Raw genomic sequence first — 18954 nt, 5'->3', positions numbered from 1 at the left:
AATCGCCCATAATTTCTCCGTCTAGCCCGTCAGCCGAGCTTGGATATCGTCGCGACGATCGCTGCCACGACAAGCGCGAGGACGAACGCATACAACATGGTCAACCCCCAGTTGGGGGCGCCCGTGTCCTCGTTCAGGATCCCGGAACTCTTCAGGAAGCCTTTCTTTTTCTCCGCGGCTGCAGGTTTCACAGGGGGCCTGGACTCCATGTCGCGGCCCGACAGGGCGCCGGCCTCGGTCATGACGTGAGGTATCCCCATCTCCACAGTGGGTCCTCTCACCCAGAGCGCCTCCGGCACCACCTCCCCGGCGGAGAGGCCGCGGAGCTTCAAGAAATCCTCCAGCCTGTGCACCAGCATCAGCGCGTCGCGCGTCGTCTTTCCGTCGACCCAGGCCACGTCGACCTTGAGCGTGCCTATGCCGCTGTGGAGGCTCACCGACTTGAAAAGGCAGCGGGCTATCTTCTCGCGCGCCACGCGAAGCGGCTTGATCACGACCGTGCGCCTGCCGAACTTCTGCCATTCCTTGCCCTCGATGCGGCGTTTGCGTTCGCGCTCCGCATCCTCCTTGGGGTTGTGCTGCTGGTGGCGGTCCTCCTTGGTCTCCTTTGCCTGGGAGATGGAGTAGGGGTTCGGCGTGTCCGGCCTGTCGATCTTTTCGATCATTTTGTTTTGGTTGTATCCGTCTTCGAACCTTCAGACTTCGACTTCGAACTCTCAGTGATCTTGCCCTTCGCGTACCCGTCCTTGAACCATCCCTCGCCCTTGAGCGAGAAGGCGGTCATCGAGATGATCCGGTCCGCCGTGTCGCCGCACTTGGGGCAGGGGGCAATAGGGGGCTCCGAGATCTTCTGCATGCACTCGAAGTGGTTGCCGCAGGATTTGCACGAGTACTCGTAGATCGGCATCGAAACTCTCTCCTCCGAGGAATCTTCTCCCCACCTGGGGCTGTGGTCTGGATACCCCATTTTAGTCTATCTCCATGTGGAGTAAAGAATTTTATCCAATCTATAGATGGAGGATGGACGTCGGATAATCATTTAAACGAACCTGCTTTATAGTGTTTGAGATCGACACTATTAAGCAGGTTCATGGTGTTAATGCCCTGAATCAGGACCACCTTGTCGCGGGATTTTTCGCCCGAGATGATCGAGATGCGGGACTTGGGGATGCGAAGCTCATCGGAGAGGAACTCGATCAGCTCCTCGTTCGCCGCGCCATCGACAGGGGCAGCAGCCAGCGCCACCATGAGCACGCCGTCGCGCACGCCCTTGATCCGGCTTTTGCCTGCGCGCGGGGTGACGCGGCATTCGATCGTGACTCCGTTGTCTCTTTCTCGGATCTTCAAGGTGACGGATGGCGGGCCGCGCCTTTACGCCCTCAGCTGTCTGGCTCGCCTGGTGGCTGCGCGGACTGCCTCCTCCATGGTCTTCCAGAATTTTTTTCTCTTCATGTGATTCATCGCGGCCCAGGTGGTCCCCTTTTTAGAGGTCACCTGTGCGCGCAGCTCGCGGGGGGAGCGGCTGTTCTGCGATGCGAGCTCCGCCGCTCCGACCGCTGTCTGGAGGGTGAGAAGCCGCGACATCTGCGGCGTGAGCCCGAGCTTCACCCCTGCTGCGTCCATCGCCTCCATCATGGCGAAGAAATAGGCGGGCCCGGTGCCCGAGAGGCCGGTCACCACGTCCATGAGCCTCTCCTCGCGCACGTCCACGGTCTGGCCGACCGCTTGGAAGACCTGGTGCGCGAAGCGGCGGTAGCGCTCCGGCATGCGCGGTCCGCAGTATATCGCCGACACCCCTTCGTCGATGACCGCCGGCAGGTTGGGCATGACCCTGATGATCCTGGGCTTCGCTCCCAGGTATTTGCGGAGCCTCTTGAAGTCGATTCCCGCCGCTATGGATATGAAGAGATGGTCTTTGGTGATGAGGTGCCTGATCCTCTCGCAGACCGATTCCATGTCCTGGGGTTTGACCGCGAGGATGACGGTATTGCATGCGTTGATCACAGCGTGGTTCTTCCGCGTGGTGTGGATGCCGTAGGCCTTCTCGAGATAGCGCACGCGTCTGGGCGCGAGGTCGGAGGCCAGTATCTCGTACGAGCGCACGAGGTTCGAGCGCATGAGCCCCTTGATGAGCGCCTCGCCCATGTTTCCCGCCCCGATGAGGCCGACTATGTAATTGTCTTTCATAATACCTCCGTACTGTTCATCTTCAATTCCTTCCGCGTTCCGGGCTTGATCTCGATCATGTACAGTATCGCGCCGGTTATTGTCACGGGGATGAACTGCACCGCATGATAGCACAGCGCGATGCCCAGCCCCAGCGCGGCGTTCACGCCGAACCAGGAGTATGCCAGCACCGCGGCCGCCTCAAAGGGCCCGAGTCCGCTCGGCGCGGAAGGGACTATGATCGCGAGGTTGATGGCCACAAATACCAGCGCCGGGACCCACAATGCCAGGTGGAGGCCGAAGGCGAGCTGACAAAGCCAGATCGTCCCGATCTGCAGGAGGCATATGACGATCGAGAGGGCCAGCGTCGCGAAGATCAGGCGGCTGCTGGCCAGCACGAGCATTCCGGAGCCGAGTTGAGCCGCGAGCTTCGAGACCCTGCCCGCAGTCCCGGTATCGTCCCTGCTGGCGCGCCTGTGGTGGAACATGAGCAGTATGCAGATGAGCAGCGATATCGCCGCTACTATGGAGACTATCATCGTGCCCTTGACGACCCAATCGGGAAAGGTGGAGTGCAGCGAAAGCACGCTGAAGAGGAGAAGGATGGAGATCGCCTCGAAGAGTTTGTCGAGCCCCGTGACGGAAGCGAGCATCGCGCGGCTCGCGCGCTCCCACTTTCCGAGCAGGTAGATCTTGAGCCAGTCGCCGCCGCGCACTGGCAGCACGTTGTTTGCGGCGAAGCCTATCATCGAGGCGTTGAAGATGTTGCCGTAGCGGGCGCGGTGGCTGGGGCTCATCAGCCACTGCCATCGTAGGGCCTTGAGCAGGATGACCGTGATGTTGACCGCCGCGGCCGCGGCAAGATACCACCAGTTAGCGCGCGTGATCTCGTCCCACAGCGCGCGCAGATCGATCTTGGCCAGCATCACCCAGATCAGCGCCGCTGTTATGATCCAGCCCGTTATTGTGATCGCGGTTTTTTTCATCCCAGTATCTTTTTATAATACTCCAATTGTATCTCCGCAACCCGCTTCCAGTCGAAGCGGTCGACTCGGAGCGCAGCCGTGACCCCGAGGTTCTCCCGGAGCTCCTCGTCCCCTATGAGCCTCTCCAGGGCCCCCTCGAGCGCCGAGTCGTCGCCGGGCGGGACGAGCAGGGCGCTCTCGTTGTGCGTGACCAGCGCCCTGAAGGCCTCGATGTCCGAGGCGATCATGGCGCGGCCGGCGCTCATCCCCTCCAGGATCGTGATCCCGAACGAGGCGATGGAGGGGGTGAAACAGAACGCATGCGCGCTGGCCAGGTAGTCGGGCCTCTTGTCGTGCGCCGCACCTTCGAACACGATCGCCTCGCGCACGTCGTGCGGCACGATGCTGTGGAAGTAGAAGGCCAGCGGCCCGTCGCCGACCACGATGAGCCTCGTTTCTTTGTTGCGCCTGTGAACGCGCGCGAACGCCCTGATGAGCACGTCGAGCCCGTTTCTCGTGTCGGGCCTGCCCATGAAGAGGATGTTGAATTTGCCGTCCGAGAACTTCTCCATCGGTCTGCCCTTCGTCCACCACTCCACGTCCACGCCGTTGGGGATGACGTCGAAGTCGCGTAGGAAGTAGCGCGTGAGCTCTGCGGCGCAGCACTCCGAGACCGCGACGCGGCCGTCTATGCGGTCGAGCAGGGCGAGGCAGCGCTTCTTGTAAAGTTTGTAGTATATGTCGTCCGTGCCCCCCAGCACCGTGTGAAAGGTCCCGACCATCGGCGCCCTCGACCGGGTGTTCGCGATCATCGGCAGGGTCGGGAAGAGGGGCGAGTGCAGGTGCATGATGTCGAAGCGCTCCTCCTCGAGCACCTCGTTCATCTTTCTCTTGAGCCCGGCGCCGAAGGTGACCCTGCCGCAGGAGGAGTTGAAGAATACCGGGGTGCTGCGGCCAACGCAGATCATGCGGTCGAGGATGGCCTGCTCTATCTTTGGTTTTTCGCTGCTCCTGCCCGTGATTATCTTAAAGTCGTGGCCCAGGCGCAGGAGCTCCTTTGAGAAGTGGTACACGTTCTCGGTTATGCCCCCCAGCGTGGGGTAGAAGTACTCTGTGACTATGCCTATCTTCATCCGGAAGGCTCCCCAAGGCCAAATCATTCATGGATTCGAGGGGTTATGAGGGAAAGGGGTTGATTTGTCAATTAATTAACCCCTTGGTTTTCTATTGAAATTCCAATTTCATAGATATACACCAACCCACCCATGTCAACCGCCAACGGGACCTTTGAATTCGGCATGACCCCTAAGGGTTTTTCCCTGTCCGCGTTTTTTTGCTGGGCAAAGGAGCGCGTGCTCTTCCACTTCGCCCACTTGGGCTTTGACATAGTGATACTGGGCGCGATGGCTCTCATGCTCGTGACCTCGGTTCTGGCCATGGGCGGCAGCATCCGCTTCTTCCAGGCCTCGGCGCTGCTGCCGCTGGCGATCATGGTGGCGGCCGTGGTGACCGCGGCATGGCAAAGGCCTACGGAGTGGAAAGATGAGGTCAGGCACATACTGCGCGACTGGGTCCCGTTCCTGATCATCGTGTTCATATACGAGAACATGCACGACGTCGCCGGCCAGGCCATGGACTTCGACATAGCCGGCACGCTGCACGCATGGGACGTGGCGATCTTCGGCGTGGAGCCGACCCTCTGGGCGCAGCGCTTCTATTCTCCGATGCTCACGGATGTCTTCGCCGGTCTGTACGCCCTCTATTTTGCAGAGCCGCTGGTCATCATGTTCCTTCTCTCGATCTGGGACATGCGCTCCGAGTTGAGGCACATGGCCCTTACGCTCACGCTCGCGTTCATCCTAGGGTTTCTGGGCTACGTCTTTTTGCCCGCGTCGCCGCCCCGTTACTTCATAGAGCCGCTCTTCACGGATCCGGTGAGGCTGCAGGGTCTCTTCCTCTTCAACCATCTGCAGGGGGCGTGGGACAGCCTCTCCGTGATCTCCGGCGGCGCGTTCCCGAGCCTGCACGTGGGTCTGTCGAGCGTCGCCTTGATCTACGCATGGAAGTTTCGGAACATGAACAGGATCTGCCGTGTCGTCTGGTACGCATATATTCCGCTGGTGATCGGCCTGTGGGCCTCGACCGTCTATCTCAGGCACCACTGGGTCGTCGACATATTCGCCGGATGGGCGGTTGCGGGGATCGCCTACGTCGGCGCGGATGCGCTCACGCGCGCCTGTTCCCGCCTTCGCGGGCGATACGGGCTTCCCCTTTAGGATCCGCTGAATTTTCGATAGACTGGAACGTTTGAAATGACTCCTATAGGCCATTTCATGTGCGAGGCGGCGGTCGCCGGGAACGTCGATCTGACTGACGAGAGAGAGACGACGCTCTGCTTTGCCTATTATCTTCTCTTTCTCATCGTCTTCTCTGTCCTTTCGCTCTTTCTCGCGCCGGGGAGCTGGGGCATGCATCTGCATGACTGGTTCGGCAACGCGGCCCTCATATTCTTTCTCTTCTTCTGGGGACGGAAGGATGAGCGGAGAAAATTCTTCGTATGCATCCTTATAGGCGGCCAGGTCCTCTCAGCCTACACCCACATGTTCGACGTCATCGCCCTGAAGCTCACGGGCTCGGTACCCGAGGGCATGTGGAGGCCGCACAATATCCTTCATACGCCGCTCGCCGCGCTCATCGTCCCGCTGATCGCGACGCCGCCGGTGAAGTGGCTGCTCAAGGCCGCGTCGTATTCGAGGGTCTTCTTTTTCCTCTGTCTGGGCTATCTGCTGCATATATTCGCGGATACGATCACGTACACCTACCCGATCTATGTGCTCTGGCCGCTGACCCCGGCGAAATTCGCGCTTGTCGATTTCTTCCGCTCGCCCGATGCGGTCGGCGCGTTTCTGGGCAACCCCCTGTATACATTTCAGCCTCCGTCTGCTGCGAACACGGACGGCTTCATAGTCTATAAGGCCGAGCTTGCGGTCAACGCGATGCTCGCTGCGCTCTATGCGATAAAGTGCGCAGTTCGCAGGGCGATGAGGTTTCAGCACTGATATGGAGACGAGGCTCGACAGATTTTTCCACGCATACCTGGGATTTGCGAATAGGCGCAGGCTCCTGTGCGGCGCGGCTATCGTCCTGCTGCTCGCCGCCTCTTTCTGGCTCGCGTCCGGCCTCAAACTCCGCTCCAGCCTCAAGGAGCTTTTGCCGGATAAGTCGCAGAGCGTGGTCGAACTCGACCGGATGCTCGCGAAGGTGGGCGGAACGTCGGTGCTGACCGTCACGGTCGATAGCCCTGATCCTGCCGCCAACATGCGTTTCATCGACGATCTGAACGCGAGACTTTCGGAGCTGCCGAAGGAGGAGGTCCGCTATGTTATCGCCAAGGTCGACCAGATCAAGAAATTCTACGAGGAGAACATACTCCATTTTATCGACGTAGAGGACCTCAAGAAACTCTACTCGAGGGTCAAGCGCCTGGTCGACTACGAGAAGTTCAAGCGCACGCCGTTTTTTTTGGACCTCGAGGCCGAGGATGCGGCGCCTCCGATCAGCCTGAATTTTGAAGACATAAAGGAGCGCAACGAGGGCAACGTCAAGATGCCGCTAGCCGTCTACGGAAACTATTACGGCGGGGAGGAGGGGCGTTTCCTCATCCTGATGGTCAGGCCGCAGGGTACCTCCATCGAGGTCGACCGCGCCAGAGAGCTGATAGGCAAGGTCAAGGCGATCACGGCTTCCATGAACCCGGACTCCTATTCGCCGCAGATGAGGGTGGGCTTCTGCGGCAATCTCGTGACCACGGTGGAGGAGTACGACACGCTCAAGACGGACATGTTCTCCACCGCCGCCCTCTGTATTTTCCTCGTCTGCCTGGCGCTCGGGCTCTATTTCCTGAGGCTCAGGGTCATAGCTTTCCTCGGCGCGACTCTCGTCATCGGCATCACCTTCACGTTCGCGATCACGAGGGTGGCGATCGGCTATCTCAATGCGCAGACCGCGTTCCTCGCGAGCATCATAATCGGCACCGGCATCAATTACGGCATCATAGTCATGGGTCGGTATCTGGAGGAGCGCAAAGCGGGGATCTCGCCCAGACCTGCCATGGAATTCGCCCTCGCCAGGACCGCTGTGCCGACGTTTCTTGCGGCAGCCACCACCGCGGTCGCGTTCATCGTGCTCATGATAGCGAGGGTGAAGGGGCTCTCTCAGTTCGGCTTCATAGGGTCGGTCGGGGTGATGGCCACCTGGCTCACCACCATATTCCTGCTGCCGCTCATGGTCGTGATATCCGAGAGGGTGCTCACGATGTTCAAGGGTCTGATGCCGCCCAGGCGCCAGAGCGCGCTCTTGCCCGAGGTGGACAAGGCTCTCTCTCATTTTCCGCTCGCGATCATCTTGGTGTTTTCGCTGGTGGCGGCAGTGGCCGGCGTGATCACCTACAGGTTCCTCCCAAACAGCCTCGAATACGACTTCTCCAAGCTGCGCAACCGCTCCTCTGCGACCACCGGCACCGAGGCGCTGGAGAGGCGGGTGTCAAAGCTCTGGGTCGGCTCCATGACGCCGGCGGTGGTCCTCCTGGATAAGGCCGAGGAGGGGCCCGCGGTATGCGACGCCGTGATGCGGCAGAACGAGATGAGGGAGCCGGCGGACAGGATGGTGGACAGCTGCGTGAACGTCTTCGACCTCCTCCCATCGGACCAGGAAAAAAAGGCCGCTGTGCTGGCCAGCTATCAGAATCTGCTCAGCGAGAAATGGGTCGGCGAGGTCAAGGGTAAACTCGGCGATCGGCTGAGGACGATGAAGAAGTCGCTGAACAAGATGATCCTGACGGTCGACGACCTTCCGCGCGACCTGGTGCGGAACTTCGAGGATCTGGACGGCAACGTCGGGACCTTCGCGTTCATCAATCCCAGGTCCGGAATGCCGCTCACCGACGGCCGTAACCTGATGAGGTTCGCGGACACGATACAGGAGATAAGACTTCCGGACGGCCGCACCTTCCATGCGACCGGCGAATCGCTGATATTCTCCGACCTGGTGAAGATAGTGAAGCAAGAGGCGCCGATCCTGATGGCGGCCTCCTTCATCGCGGTCTCGATCTTCGTCATCCTCCTTATCAGGAGGCTCTCCGAGAGCTACGTGATCATCCTGTCGCTCGTCTGGGTCGGCCTCGTGATGATCGCATGCATGGCGATCTTCGACATCAAGATCAACTTCTTCAACTTCATCGCGATCCCGCTCACGTTCGGCATCGGCGTGGACTACTCCATCAACATCGCGATGCGCTTCCATGAGAAGAGGCGCACGAGGACGTTCGACATCATCAGACACACCGGCGGGGCGGTGGCGCTCTGCTCGATCACGACGATCATAGGTTATCTGGTGCTGACGAAATCGACGAACCAGGCGGTGGCCCAGTTCGGATACGTCGCGGTGATGGGAGAGATCGCAGCCATCATGGCCGCGATGTTCATAGTGCCTTCGGTCATAATATTCGCCATCAACATGCGCAGGGAAAAACCGGAGCTCAAGGGCGCGGAGGAGAAAGAGGGGGTATGCGAAGGTTAGCAGCCCTGATCCTGGCGCTGTCCCTGATCTGCGCCGCAAGCAGTGCGCTCTGCGCGGACCGCTGGCGCAGCTCCTCAGAGGTGCCTCCCGACAGCTCCCTCTATCGGGACCTGGACAAACTCGTCGCATTCGGGCTCGTGGAACCTCCGGTGCGGGGGCAGAGGACTCATCCGCGCTGGGAATTCGCTAGGATGACCGCGGAGGCTATCGAGGCTCTCAAGAAAAACGATGAAGAGCTTGGGCAGGCCGAGGGCTTCGATGAATTCGTCCGGCGACGCGCCAAGAGGCGCGAGATAAACATAGTGCTGGACAGGTTCAAGGAGGAGTTCCGCGACGAGCTCGTGGATATGGGCGCCGCCTCCGGTGAGCGCATGCGCTATCGCATACACCCCCTGGAAAAGGTCATATTCGACGCCGCCTACCTCGACAGCCCGCCTACGCAGATACCTCCGAACAACGGGCGCGGTTCCATCGACGCCTGGGTCAACCCCCTGGCTGACTACAATCTCGGAAGACACCCGATCGACGGCGGGCTCTTTGCGGTTGAGGCCGTGGGACGCTTCGAACTGGGCAGATATTTTTCAGCCTATGTCAGCCCTCGCTTCGAGGCGGACATGATGCGTCTGAACGACGACTTGCAGGGACACGCGTACCTGCAGAACGGGTACGCCACCTTCAGGGCGGGCAATTTCTCGATAAAGGCCGGCCGCGATTCGATGATCTGGGGACCGGGCGAGTGCGGGAGCCTGCTTTTTTCCACGAACCCGAGGCCGCTCGACGGCGTCTGGATCACGAACCCGGAGGCCGCGAGGCTGCCGTGGATATTCAAGTATCTCGGCAGGTGGCGCTATACGCTCTATGGCGCGAACTTCGGGCCGGGCTATGACATGAAACGGGCATGGATGGCGGGATACAAGCTGGATCTTGCGCCGGCCAAGTATGTGGAGCTCGGGTTTGGCCATGCGGTCCAGATGGGCGGAGAGGGGGCTCCCTCACTATCCGCCGTGGACATAATAGGAGAGTTCTTCGGGTTCAGGCCGGCAGGCACGGATACGGATTCACCGAACAAGGCCAACCACCAGTTTGAGATCGATCTGCTCGTCAGGATTCCGCAGCTGCGCGGCCTGGAGATGTACGCCAACATGGCGATCGAGGACTACTGGAAGTCGATCAAGAAAACTCTCACGCAGGGTTGCTCCTATCTAGCGGGCGTGTATCTGCCTGCCCTGGATCCGTCGGGCTCCATGGACTTGAGAATCGAATTCACTACGATCAATCCGCTGCAGTATCGGCACGACATGTACACGGATGGTTGGACCCTGAACCAGAGGCTGATCGGCTCCGACACGGGTCCGGACGGGCAATCCGTGCACGCGCTTCTTCGGAAGACGATTTCGCCGAAGCTCTGGGCCGGGCTCACGTTCGGCTGGGACTACCGACAGTCTAACAGGTACAGGGAGCAACAGAACCCTGACGGGACCGCAGGGCCGATCGTCAAGACAGCCAGCGGACCCACGGAGCAGCGCTGGAGGGGGCTCGTGGATCTGGACTGGAGGCTTAAGCCAAGCGCTACCCTTCATCTGACCGGAGGCTACGAGCGCGTGGGCAATCTCCACTATCAGCAGAACGCGCACGGGAACAACTATCTCCTCGCCGCATCCCTCAAGCTGGACTTTGACCGCTTTTTTGGTTTTTCAGCCGATTAGAATGTGTTAAAAAATGCCATGCCCAAATCTCCACGCGCAGAGCTGCTCGATCTCCAGAAAAAACTCTGGCGATGGAACAGGGAGGTCATAGATCACTCGATCCTCGTGAAGGAGCCGGGTTTTGCCGCCTATGAGAAGGCCTATCGCCGCGCGGTGAAGGGCTATGAGAAGCCGGTCGACCACGAGGAGATGATCGAAGCGGCGCTAGCCTCGGACGTGATCTACGTGGGCGATTATCACACCTGCAATCAGTCCCAGCGTTCTTTCCTGCGCGTGCTCAAGGCGGTGGTGAAGCGCGACAAGCGCTTCGTGCTCGGTCTGGAACTCCTGCACAAGAGGCACCAGGATGCGCTCGATAGGTATCTCGACGGCCGCATCAGCGAGTCCACCTTCCTCCGCAAGATCAAGCTGCAGGAGCATTGGGTCTTCGACCTGTGGGACAACTTCAAGCCGCTCTTCGATTTCTGCCGCTACCACGGCATTCGCATGTACGCGATCGACGCTGCCGCGTCCGACTCGGACGTGCGCACCCGCGATGCTGCGTCCGCCAGGGTTCTGGCCCGCATCATGCGGGTCAATCCGGACAAGCGGCTCTTCGTCTTGATCGGCGATCTGCACATAGCGCCCCAGCACCTGCCGGCCGACCTCAAGCGCGAGCTCAAGAAGGCGGGCCTCAAAAAACGGCACCTGGCGCTCTACGAGAACAGCGAGTCCATCTACTGGAGGCTGGCCGAGATGGGGCAGGACGACAGCGTAGAGGTGGTGAGGCTCTCAGGCGGCGACTACTGCCGCATGCACACCCCGCCCGTGGTCTGTCAGCGTTCGTACCTCAACTGGCTGGAGCACGAGGAGGGGGAGATCGACTACGCGGACGCGAAGTCGAGCTTCCTGGAGATCGCGGACCGCATCTGCGAATTCTTAAGGATCGCGCTGGGCAAGGAGCGCGATGAGGTCGAGGTCTTCACCTGCGGCGACCTGTCGTTTCTCAAGAAACTGCGCGAGAGCGAGAGGTTTTCGAAGGGGGAGCTTGCGACGATCAAACGCCAGATACTCGCGAGCGAGAGCTACTACATCGCCCGCACTAAGTTCGTTTATCTCGCGAACCTTTCGCTCAACCATGCGGCCGAGGAGGCGGCCCACTTTGTGAAGAGCCTCTGCTCAGGCGAGGAGAAGCCGCGCGAGGTGGTGGACGCGTTCTACGCCAACATACTCCATGAAGCGCTCGGCTTCTTCGGCTCCAAGATCATCAACCACAAGCGCAAGTGCTATCACGAGAAGGACTTCGCCAATCTGCTCGCCTATTTCCAGAGCGTGCGCGTGCCCAGGGAGCGCATGCTCGAGCACGAGACCGCCGCGCTGGTGACGGAGTACAAGAGGATGGAGAAGAGGGGCAGGGCGCTGGCCTACACCGAGATCTTCCGCAGCCGCATGGACCTCTTCCTCGCTGTCACGCATGCGCTCGGCTATATCCTGGGCGACAGGCTTTACTATGGGCTCCTCGGCGGGAAGATCGGAAAACCGGAGATCAAGAATCTCTTCTGCGACCCCTGGGAGGATGAGGGCGCTCCAGTCGAGGCCTACATGAAGATCTTCAACAAGGTCCGAGGAGTGAGAATACCCAAGAGGATGTGACTGAAAACCCTTGATCTCAGCAGGCAGTTTTCGCCTTTTCCTAAAAACACCTTGCAAATCCGGTGTGTGGCGTATAAGCAGGGCAATATTTATACGACGAGGAGGTATCCGCCATGTTCAACATTTTCAGGCCCGCTCCGTCACTCGCCTTGCAGCTGCATGCGATGATAACTTTTGCCAACAGCACGACACCTGCGCAGGTCGCAGAGACATGGCCCATGGTGGAGAGTTGGGTCCTCAGACCCAATCGCATCGTGTGGCGGCCTGCGGACTTGGATCCTGCGGCTCCGGATCAGGAGGCAGGGGCTGATAAGGTCGATGCATTCAGGGAAAAGATAATCTCCGAGGCGCGCCCTCGTCTTGACGCCGGCGTGATGCGGCTGTTCCGAAGGGTGCCTGACCGGCAAAAAGTCGTGCGCGCAGGGTTCGCGGGTCATGAGGGTGTCATAGATCTTGCCAAGAGCGCATTCGACAGCAGGGTGATCTCCCCTGCGTCCAGTGCATATATGTTGGAAGCGGCGATGAGGATGCAGGATGGAAATGGGGGGAATTCAGAACTTCCGGTGGGCCTCAAGATAGCCGAGGCGGCAGTCATCACCGGCGTTGCGTGTTATGCCGAGTACATGATCTATGATGTCGCCGAGTATGCGATCGCCAAATACTCCATGATGAGCCTGCTCGGCGCCGCCACCGTCTACTACATCATAAACAGGGTATCGGACATCATCAAAAACCGCTGAGGGTCGTAACGGGTAAAAAAACCCCGGCCTTTGGGGCCGGGGTGTCTTGTCAGCGTGAACCTGCGGTTCTTTACGCCTTTGTTACGTTTGCTGCCTGAAGGCCCTTCGGGCCCTTCACTACCTCGAACTCGACCGTCTGGCCTTCCTGAAGCGACTTGAAGCCTTCGCCCTGGATAGCCTGGAAGTGCACGAAAACATCCTCGCCACCGCCTTCGGGGGAGATGAATCCGAAACCCTTCCCATCATTGAACCACTTCACCTGACCCTTTTTTCTTTCCGTCATACTACACCGTTCCTTTCTTCTGACCGATCACAGCGTGTTAAAACAAAAAACGCGCGCTATCAATATGGCTCGCGTTTAGTCGTAACCATTACGCTGTCCTTCGCACGCTTTTGATCGATCTATTCACTTGCCGGGCGCTTATAGCGGCAGATATCATTATTTACAAGCACTTATTTCATTCGAGGCCGAATCGGGCGACTGGGGTTTGTTCAAGCGTTGACACTATAGACTATAACACACTGATATTTAAAGTTATTTCTTGAATTGGCGGATCTTAGTCCTGGAGGAGGACGGAGATGACGTTGCCAATGAGGCCATTGTTGTTGATCGTGGCCAGATCCAGTGCGCCGTCGTTGTCGAGGTCTGCGGAGACGATGTCGATTGGCGCTGTGCTGGCAGTGCTGTAAACCACGTCCGCAGCAAAGGTGCCGTCGCCGTTCCCGAAGAGCACCGACACGTCGTTTGATCCCGAGTTGGCCGTGGCAAGGTCGACGTTCCCGTCGCCGTCAAGATCAGTCGCCGCGAGCCCGTTCGGCTGCGTGCCTGTGCCGTAGGTCACCTCTGCGGCAAAGGTCCCGTCGCCATTCCCCAGCAGGATCGAGAGATTGTCAGAGAGATTGTTTGCGACCGCGAGATCGATCTCTCCGTCCTCGTCAAAGTCCGATGCGACGATGCTGAGCGGACCGGTGCCGACGTCGTAAGCCGTTTGGGCCGCAAACGTCCCGTCCCCATTGCCCATGAGCACCGATATATTGTTGTCCACACTGTTGGCTGTCGCGATGTCGAGGTCGCCGTCCTTGTCAAAGTCCGCGGCCGTAAGGTGTCGCGGGGAGTCCCCTGTGGCGTATGCGGTTGAAGCACCGAACGTGCCGTCGCCGTTGTTCAGCAGGACGGATATGTCCGGCGTGGTGAAGCCGATTGCAGCGTCGACATCACCGTCCCCGTCGAGGTCCGCAGCGATGATGCTGTGCGACCTTCCACCGGTTACGTAGTCTACCTGCGCATCGAACGTGCCGTCTCCGTGTCCCATGAACACGGATGTTACTCCCGGATCTTGGTTTGTGAGGAGATCGACGTTTCCGTCGGCGTCAAGATCCGCGGCCGCGATGGCAACAGTCGGGTTATCGGTCGGGTAGGTGACACCGGCCGCGTATGTGCCGTCGCCGTTGTTGAGAAAGACTGAAAAGTCGTAGATGGCCCCGCTCCTGTTGCTCGAGGTCAGGTCTAAGTCTCCGTCGCTGTCAAGGTCAGCGGCCATGATATCGACGGGGTTGGCGCCCGTAGCATAGATGACGGCCGGGGCAAAGGCGCCCTGTGTGGCGAACAGGAATATGTCGGTCCCGTTTATCGTTTCCTCCAGGTTAGTTCCGCCCCCGGCCACCCCAGCGTCCCCGTCAAAGTCCTCGGTATCATCCGCCGCATTCGTGGAATCCAGCCCTCCGGTGGTGTTGGTGGGCAAAAGGAAGGATGGGCCGCCGGGCCTGTAGAGATCGACGTTGCCGGGGGTGAGCTTGAAATAGCCCGTCTTGTTCAGCAGCGGGATCTCCCCGTGCTGATATTCCCTGCCGTCGACGGCGCCGCCGCCGTCCAGATCGTTTACGACAAACGTCCGCGAGTCTGAGACGCCAGGATCAGAGGCGTCGGTGCACACGTACGTCACCTCTGCCGCGTCGTAGGCCTCAACAGGTACAATCGATCCCTCGGTCAGAGAAAGGGCGCGCGTGGAGGCATCGAAGCTGAGCCAGGTCGGGAGGTCATCCATGGAATAGCTGACTTCAAAGTCGATCGGTGATCCGTCTTCCTGCGTGCATTCAGGTATTGTTATCCCTCCGAGCGAGAGTCCGGGGACCATGCCGAAGTCGTTGTTCGCTCCCAGCGCCGAGACCCTTATATCCGAGAGCTCCGGCGCAAGGATGGTGTGGCTTGAGGGCCCGGGCATATCGATGTAGCCGGCGCAACCGGCAAATATCACGATGCCCACCGTCAAAAATCTGATGAGTTTCATATTGTAGCCCTTCCCATTCCCCTTATAGGGGTATGTACAGTCCACCCTCATAAAATAAGCATAATCTGTGCCAACGGAGGGTTTATTTTAATTTGTTATAGTTGGTTGAATTTATTGGTATAGACAGGGCAGATGGATGGCGGGATGTCGGCGTCTGGGTAAAAATCTACCAATAAACGTCAGCAAAATGACGTCTCCAACATAAAAAACCCCCTGGTCTCCCAGGGGGTTTTGTCTTTCCAACAGGCGAATCTTGAATCACATCCCGTAATATTCGTTCCCGAGATGCGTGATCTGTTCCTCTCCCATCATCCAGCGAAGCGTGTTCTTGAGTTTGGTCTCCTGGATGAAGAGATTGTGCTCGGGATACAGGCCTTCGGCGGTCTGCGGCGACTTGAAGTAGAAGGAGAGCCACTCCTGGATGCCCCTGAACTCCGCACGCTTGGCCAAGTCCATGAAGAGAGCGAGGTCGAGCACGATCGGCGCGGCGAGGATGGAATCGCGGCAGAGGAAGTCCACCTTGATCTGCATCGGATATTTCATCCACCCGAATATGTCGATGTTGTCCCAACCCTCCTTTGCGTCTCCGCGCGGCGGGTAGTAGTTGATGCGGACCTTGTGGAAGATATTGCCGTAGAGGTCCGGGTTGAGCTCTGGCTGCAGTATCGTGTCGAGGACGGAGAGTTTGGACTCCTCCTTGGTCTTGAATGAGCCCGGGTCGTCCAGCACTTCGCCGTCGCGGTTGCCGAGGATGTTCGTGGAGAACCAGCCCGAGAGGCCGAGGTATCTCGCCTTGAGGCCGGGGGCGAGTATTGTCTTCATGAGCGTCTGTCCGGTCTTGAAGTCCTTGCCGCAGATCGGCGTGCGCGTCTCGTTCGCGAGCTCGCAGAGCGCCGGGGTGTCGACCGTGAGTCCCGGAGCGCCGTTGGCGAAGGGGATGCCGAGCTTCAGCGCCGCATACGCGTAGACCATTGAGGGCGCGATCGTGGGGTCGTTGGACTCCAGCGCCTTCTCGAACTTGGCGAGCGTGCTGTGCGCGTCGTTCCTCTGGGCGAATGTCTCGGTGGAAGCGCACCAGACGACTACGGTGCGGCTCACCCCGCGCTCCTTCTGGAAGCGCTTGATGTCGTCCATGAGCTGCTCGGCATACTCGCGCTTCGTCTTGGCGCTCTTAACGTAGTTTCCGTCGAGCTTCTTGACCCAGTTCTGATCAAAGTAGCCCTTCATCGGCTTTACTGCGGCCAGCGCAGTCTTCGCGAGTTCGAGGTCCGTGTCGTTCAGCACCCCGGCCTTCTTCGCGGCGGTGTAGCCGTCGTCAGGGAAGATGTCCCATGCCGCGATCTCGACATCGTTGAGGTTCGCCAGCGGGACGAAATCTTTGACCATGGGGCTTCTGTGCTCGGTCCTCTTGCCCAGGCGGATGGTCCCCATCTGCGTGAGCGAGCCGTACGGCTTCGTGCGCCCTTTTTTTATTGCGTCGATGCCTGCGATCACCGTGGTGCTGATCGCGCCCAGGCCCACCAGCAGGACCCCGAGCTTCCCTTCGGCCGGCTTGATCGTGTGCGGTTTTGTCTCTGTCGTCATGTTGCCTCCTTTTAAATTTTCCTTGCCGTACCAGCGCCCTTGGTATAAGTCAAATTAATTATATTACTTGATAACATTAGGATGACTAATATGGATCTCAAGCGCTTAAAGATCTTCTGCGAGGTGTACAGGCAGCGGGGTTTTTCGCCAGCGGCCCGCAGGCTCAAGCTCACCCAGTCCGCGGTGAGCCAGCAGGTGCGCGCGCTGGAGAAGGAACTGGGCGTGGCACTCTTCGATCCGGTCGCGCGCCAGCATCCCACTGCGGCAGGCGACTTCCTGTACAGGGAGGGGGCGCTCATACTCGCTGCGGCGGACGACGTGCAGAGGGGCATCGCCGCCGCGGGGGGGGTGGGCAGCGGCAAGGTCAAATTCGGCATGATAGACACGGCGGCCATCGAGATCATGCCGCGAGTGCTCTCCGCCTTCAAGCGCGAGAACCCGGAGGTCGAGATCGAAGCCGTGGTCAAGGCCAGCGGCGAGCTCGTCGACATGGTGGCGGGCCACGAGATCGATTTCGCGGTCGCGGTGACCAACCGCATCCCCGAGGGGCTCGTCGCAAGCACGGTCTACAGGGACTCGATGGTCGCCGTGGTGCCGCAGGGCTCCGAGTTCGTCGGCCGATCGATCTCTCTGCGCGAGCTGCGCGGAAAACCGCTGATCCTATACCCGCTTTCGTCTCACTCGCGCATGCTGATCGAGGACGTGTTCCGCGAACACGGGATTGCGCCCGCGGTCAGCATGGAGATGCACTATCCCGAGGCGATCTGTTCACTGGTGCAGCAGGGTATGGGCGTGGGGCTCATCTCCGAGCTCTCCGCGCGCGAGCAGAGGCTGCGCGGTCAGGCTATCGTTCGCGTGAAGGAGCTCAGGGGACTTCGCGAGATCGGGATCGTGTATCACCGCGTAAGGAGACTGGCTCCTCAATCCAAGGCCCTGATGGAAGCGATAGTGAGGACGGGCCGCAGGCGTAAGCTGTGATGTCGTCTCAGTCCGGGGCGCCGTTCTTTTTAATCTCCTCTGCGGTCGTGATCTCTTTGGCAAAACCAAACGCCATCTGCGCAAGAGCTTCGGCGGTCTCAGCATGTTGCGATCTTCCGTCGGTTTTCAGACGATCGCCGATCACGATGAGGTTGTTGTGAACCTTGAACCAATCGAACATGTTGAGCTTCGATGGGGGCGGCGGTTCTTTGATTTTCTTCAACGCTTCGACGAGAGTGTCGGGCAAGGGTGTGAGATCTTCCGTCTTCATGAGTTGCGCCCACGTTTGTCTGATGAGCATCTTCAATGACTCTTCTTTATCTCCGACGTCGGCGAAATACGCCGTCAAACCGCGGAATATCCTTTCCAGCGTCCCGCTGCCCGCGGGTTCGTATTGGGCGGCGTTCAATGCGCGATCGCGTATGACCTCTAGTCCGGGGGTTTGCCCGATGATCTCGAGCGCATTGAGCCAATGAGTCGCCTCGTCGTGTCTGGTCGTGCTCGGCATGCGTCCTTTTCGGAGCTGAGTGTCGCTCACGAGTTCCGACATCATCGCGGCTGCGCAGAAGCGTTCGACTTTGGCAAAGAGCGCAGCGGATTCGATGAACAGCCTTTCCGCTTTGGCGAGATGATCGCCTTGTCCGGTCCTCGCCAGGAGGGCGCCGTGGAGAAAGCGATGCATCGCGAACTCCAGTTCATTAGGTTTTTCAACCGACGGTCTTTCAGGCGGCGGAGGCACTTTGCTTGTCCTGGTTTTTGCGGTCCTGCTGCGGCCCGTCGCTATTTCAGATGAGCGATACGATATCGCTCTGGCATACTTGGTGCTCGCTGTTGCGAACCTGGCGAATAATCGTTTGAAGGCCGGCGCAAAGAAGATCAGGGCCTTTTTGGAGGCTTCGCTCGATGCGAGTATGTCCCTCATCGAGGGGCACTCGCTGAGCGGCTCGCTTTGGTGCGCCCAGTCAAAATCCTTATTGGAGAGGTTGAATTCCCTGAGAAACGTCGTGGGGTGCATGTCGAGGAGATCGTGCAAAAGGCCCATGTCGCGCTCAAAGCCGGAGCCCCTTTTAGAGGTGCCTTCTTTGGGGATGGGGCCGGGTGCGGTTTCTGGTCTCGGGCTTCCGTCTATCGCGATCAGCGGGGGCAGGGGGTCCACCGGCGTCTCGCCTGCGCCGATCCTCGCCACGTCCTCGATGTCGATCGGCAACGCGCCCAGGGCGGTCGCAAGTCCGGCGAAAGGCGCGGCAAAGTCGGATGAGATTGATTTCGGTATGGACAGTTGCGGACCGGCGATCGCTGGCATGCTCTGCTCCGTTTC

General features: G+C 59.4%; 17 protein-coding genes. 7 read left to right on the top strand and 10 right to left on the bottom strand.

The genetic code is table 11. The annotated features are described in order from the left end of the window. Window positions 1–29 precede the first annotated feature (29 nt). From WC683_11195 to WC683_11170, 6 genes are all read right to left on the bottom strand, one after another. Window positions 30–665, bottom strand: a complete 636-nt coding sequence (locus tag WC683_11195; GenBank protein MFA4973172.1) for a hypothetical protein — start codon at window positions 663–665, stop codon at window positions 30–32. Then, complete coding sequence (locus WC683_11190; GenBank protein MFA4973171.1) at window positions 662–907, bottom strand: zinc ribbon domain-containing protein; 246 nt, start codon at window positions 905–907, stop codon at window positions 662–664. The genes WC683_11195 and WC683_11190 overlap by 4 nt, the downstream gene beginning before the upstream one ends. A gap of 128 nt (window positions 908–1035) precedes the next feature. Next, on the bottom strand, window positions 1036–1347 hold the full coding sequence (locus WC683_11185) for a DUF167 domain-containing protein (protein ID MFA4973170.1): 312 nt from the start codon (window positions 1345–1347) through the stop codon (window positions 1036–1038). Between the two features lie 24 nt (window positions 1348–1371). Further along, entirely contained in the window at window positions 1372–2187 is an 816-nt protein-coding gene (gene proC / locus WC683_11180) for a pyrroline-5-carboxylate reductase (GenBank protein ID MFA4973169.1), read from the bottom strand. Further along, window positions 2184–3152: a lysylphosphatidylglycerol synthase transmembrane domain-containing protein gene (locus WC683_11175; GenBank protein MFA4973168.1), complete on the bottom strand. Its 969-nt coding sequence runs from the start codon at window positions 3150–3152 to the stop codon at window positions 2184–2186. Before WC683_11175 ends, proC begins: the two co-directional genes overlap by 4 nt. Next, complete coding sequence (locus WC683_11170) at window positions 3149–4264, bottom strand: glycosyltransferase family 4 protein (protein MFA4973167.1); 1116 nt, start codon at window positions 4262–4264, stop codon at window positions 3149–3151. The genes WC683_11175 and WC683_11170 overlap by 4 nt, the downstream gene beginning before the upstream one ends. Window positions 4265–4396: 132 nt before the next feature. On the opposite strand from WC683_11170, the gene WC683_11165 reads away from it, so the two are divergent. From WC683_11165 to WC683_11140, 6 genes are all read left to right on the top strand, one after another. After that, window positions 4397–5407, top strand: a complete 1011-nt coding sequence (locus tag WC683_11165) for a phosphatase PAP2 family protein (GenBank protein MFA4973166.1) — start codon at window positions 4397–4399, stop codon at window positions 5405–5407. 36 nt (window positions 5408–5443) lie between these two features. Further along, complete coding sequence (locus WC683_11160; protein ID MFA4973165.1) at window positions 5444–6190, top strand: hypothetical protein; 747 nt, start codon at window positions 5444–5446, stop codon at window positions 6188–6190. Between the two features lies 1 nt (window position 6191). Next, entirely contained in the window at window positions 6192–8708 is a 2517-nt protein-coding gene (locus WC683_11155; GenBank protein MFA4973164.1) for an MMPL family transporter, read from the top strand. Beyond that, entirely contained in the window at window positions 8696–10414 is a 1719-nt protein-coding gene (locus WC683_11150) for a capsule assembly Wzi family protein (protein ID MFA4973163.1), read from the top strand. Before WC683_11155 ends, WC683_11150 begins: the two co-directional genes overlap by 13 nt. Before the next feature lie 18 nt (window positions 10415–10432). Then, the gene (locus WC683_11145) at window positions 10433–12046 is read left to right on the top strand and encodes a ChaN family lipoprotein (GenBank protein ID MFA4973162.1); all 1614 of its coding nucleotides are present in this window, start codon (window positions 10433–10435) and stop codon (window positions 12044–12046) included. 113 nt (window positions 12047–12159) lie between these two features. Continuing rightward, a complete protein-coding gene (locus WC683_11140; protein ID MFA4973161.1) occupies window positions 12160–12786 on the top strand; it encodes a hypothetical protein in 627 nt (208 codons plus the stop codon). A gap of 70 nt (window positions 12787–12856) precedes the next feature. Here the strand turns inward: WC683_11140 and WC683_11135 are convergent, their stop codons facing one another. From WC683_11135 to WC683_11125, 3 genes are all read right to left on the bottom strand, one after another. After that, complete coding sequence (locus tag WC683_11135) at window positions 12857–13069, bottom strand: cold-shock protein (GenBank protein MFA4973160.1); 213 nt, start codon at window positions 13067–13069, stop codon at window positions 12857–12859. Window positions 13070–13343: 274 nt separating this feature from the next. Continuing rightward, window positions 13344–15074 carry a VCBS repeat-containing protein gene (locus WC683_11130; protein MFA4973159.1) on the bottom strand — a complete coding sequence of 577 codons (1731 nt, stop codon included), beginning with the start codon at window positions 15072–15074 and terminating at the stop codon, window positions 13344–13346. Between the two features lie 258 nt (window positions 15075–15332). Further along, window positions 15333–16658 carry an inositol-3-phosphate synthase gene (locus WC683_11125; protein MFA4973158.1) on the bottom strand — a complete coding sequence of 442 codons (1326 nt, stop codon included), beginning with the start codon at window positions 16656–16658 and terminating at the stop codon, window positions 15333–15335. Window positions 16659–16748: 90 nt separating this feature from the next. On the opposite strand from WC683_11125, the gene WC683_11120 reads away from it, so the two are divergent. After that, the gene (locus WC683_11120) at window positions 16749–17636 is read left to right on the top strand and encodes a LysR family transcriptional regulator (protein ID MFA4973157.1); all 888 of its coding nucleotides are present in this window, start codon (window positions 16749–16751) and stop codon (window positions 17634–17636) included. 7 nt (window positions 17637–17643) lie between these two features. Here WC683_11120 and WC683_11115 read toward each other — a convergent pair whose 3' ends face one another. After that, window positions 17644–18939, bottom strand: a complete 1296-nt coding sequence (locus WC683_11115; GenBank protein ID MFA4973156.1) for a hypothetical protein — start codon at window positions 18937–18939, stop codon at window positions 17644–17646. Between the last annotated feature and the right edge of the window lie 15 nt (window positions 18940–18954).

It is taken from the genome of bacterium (assembly GCA_041648665.1).
Lineage (GTDB): Bacteria > UBA10199 > UBA10199 > 2-02-FULL-44-16 > JAAZCA01 > JAFGMW01.
Note: the sequence above shows the minus strand (reverse complement) of the source record. Positions and strands in the feature narration are given on the sequence as shown.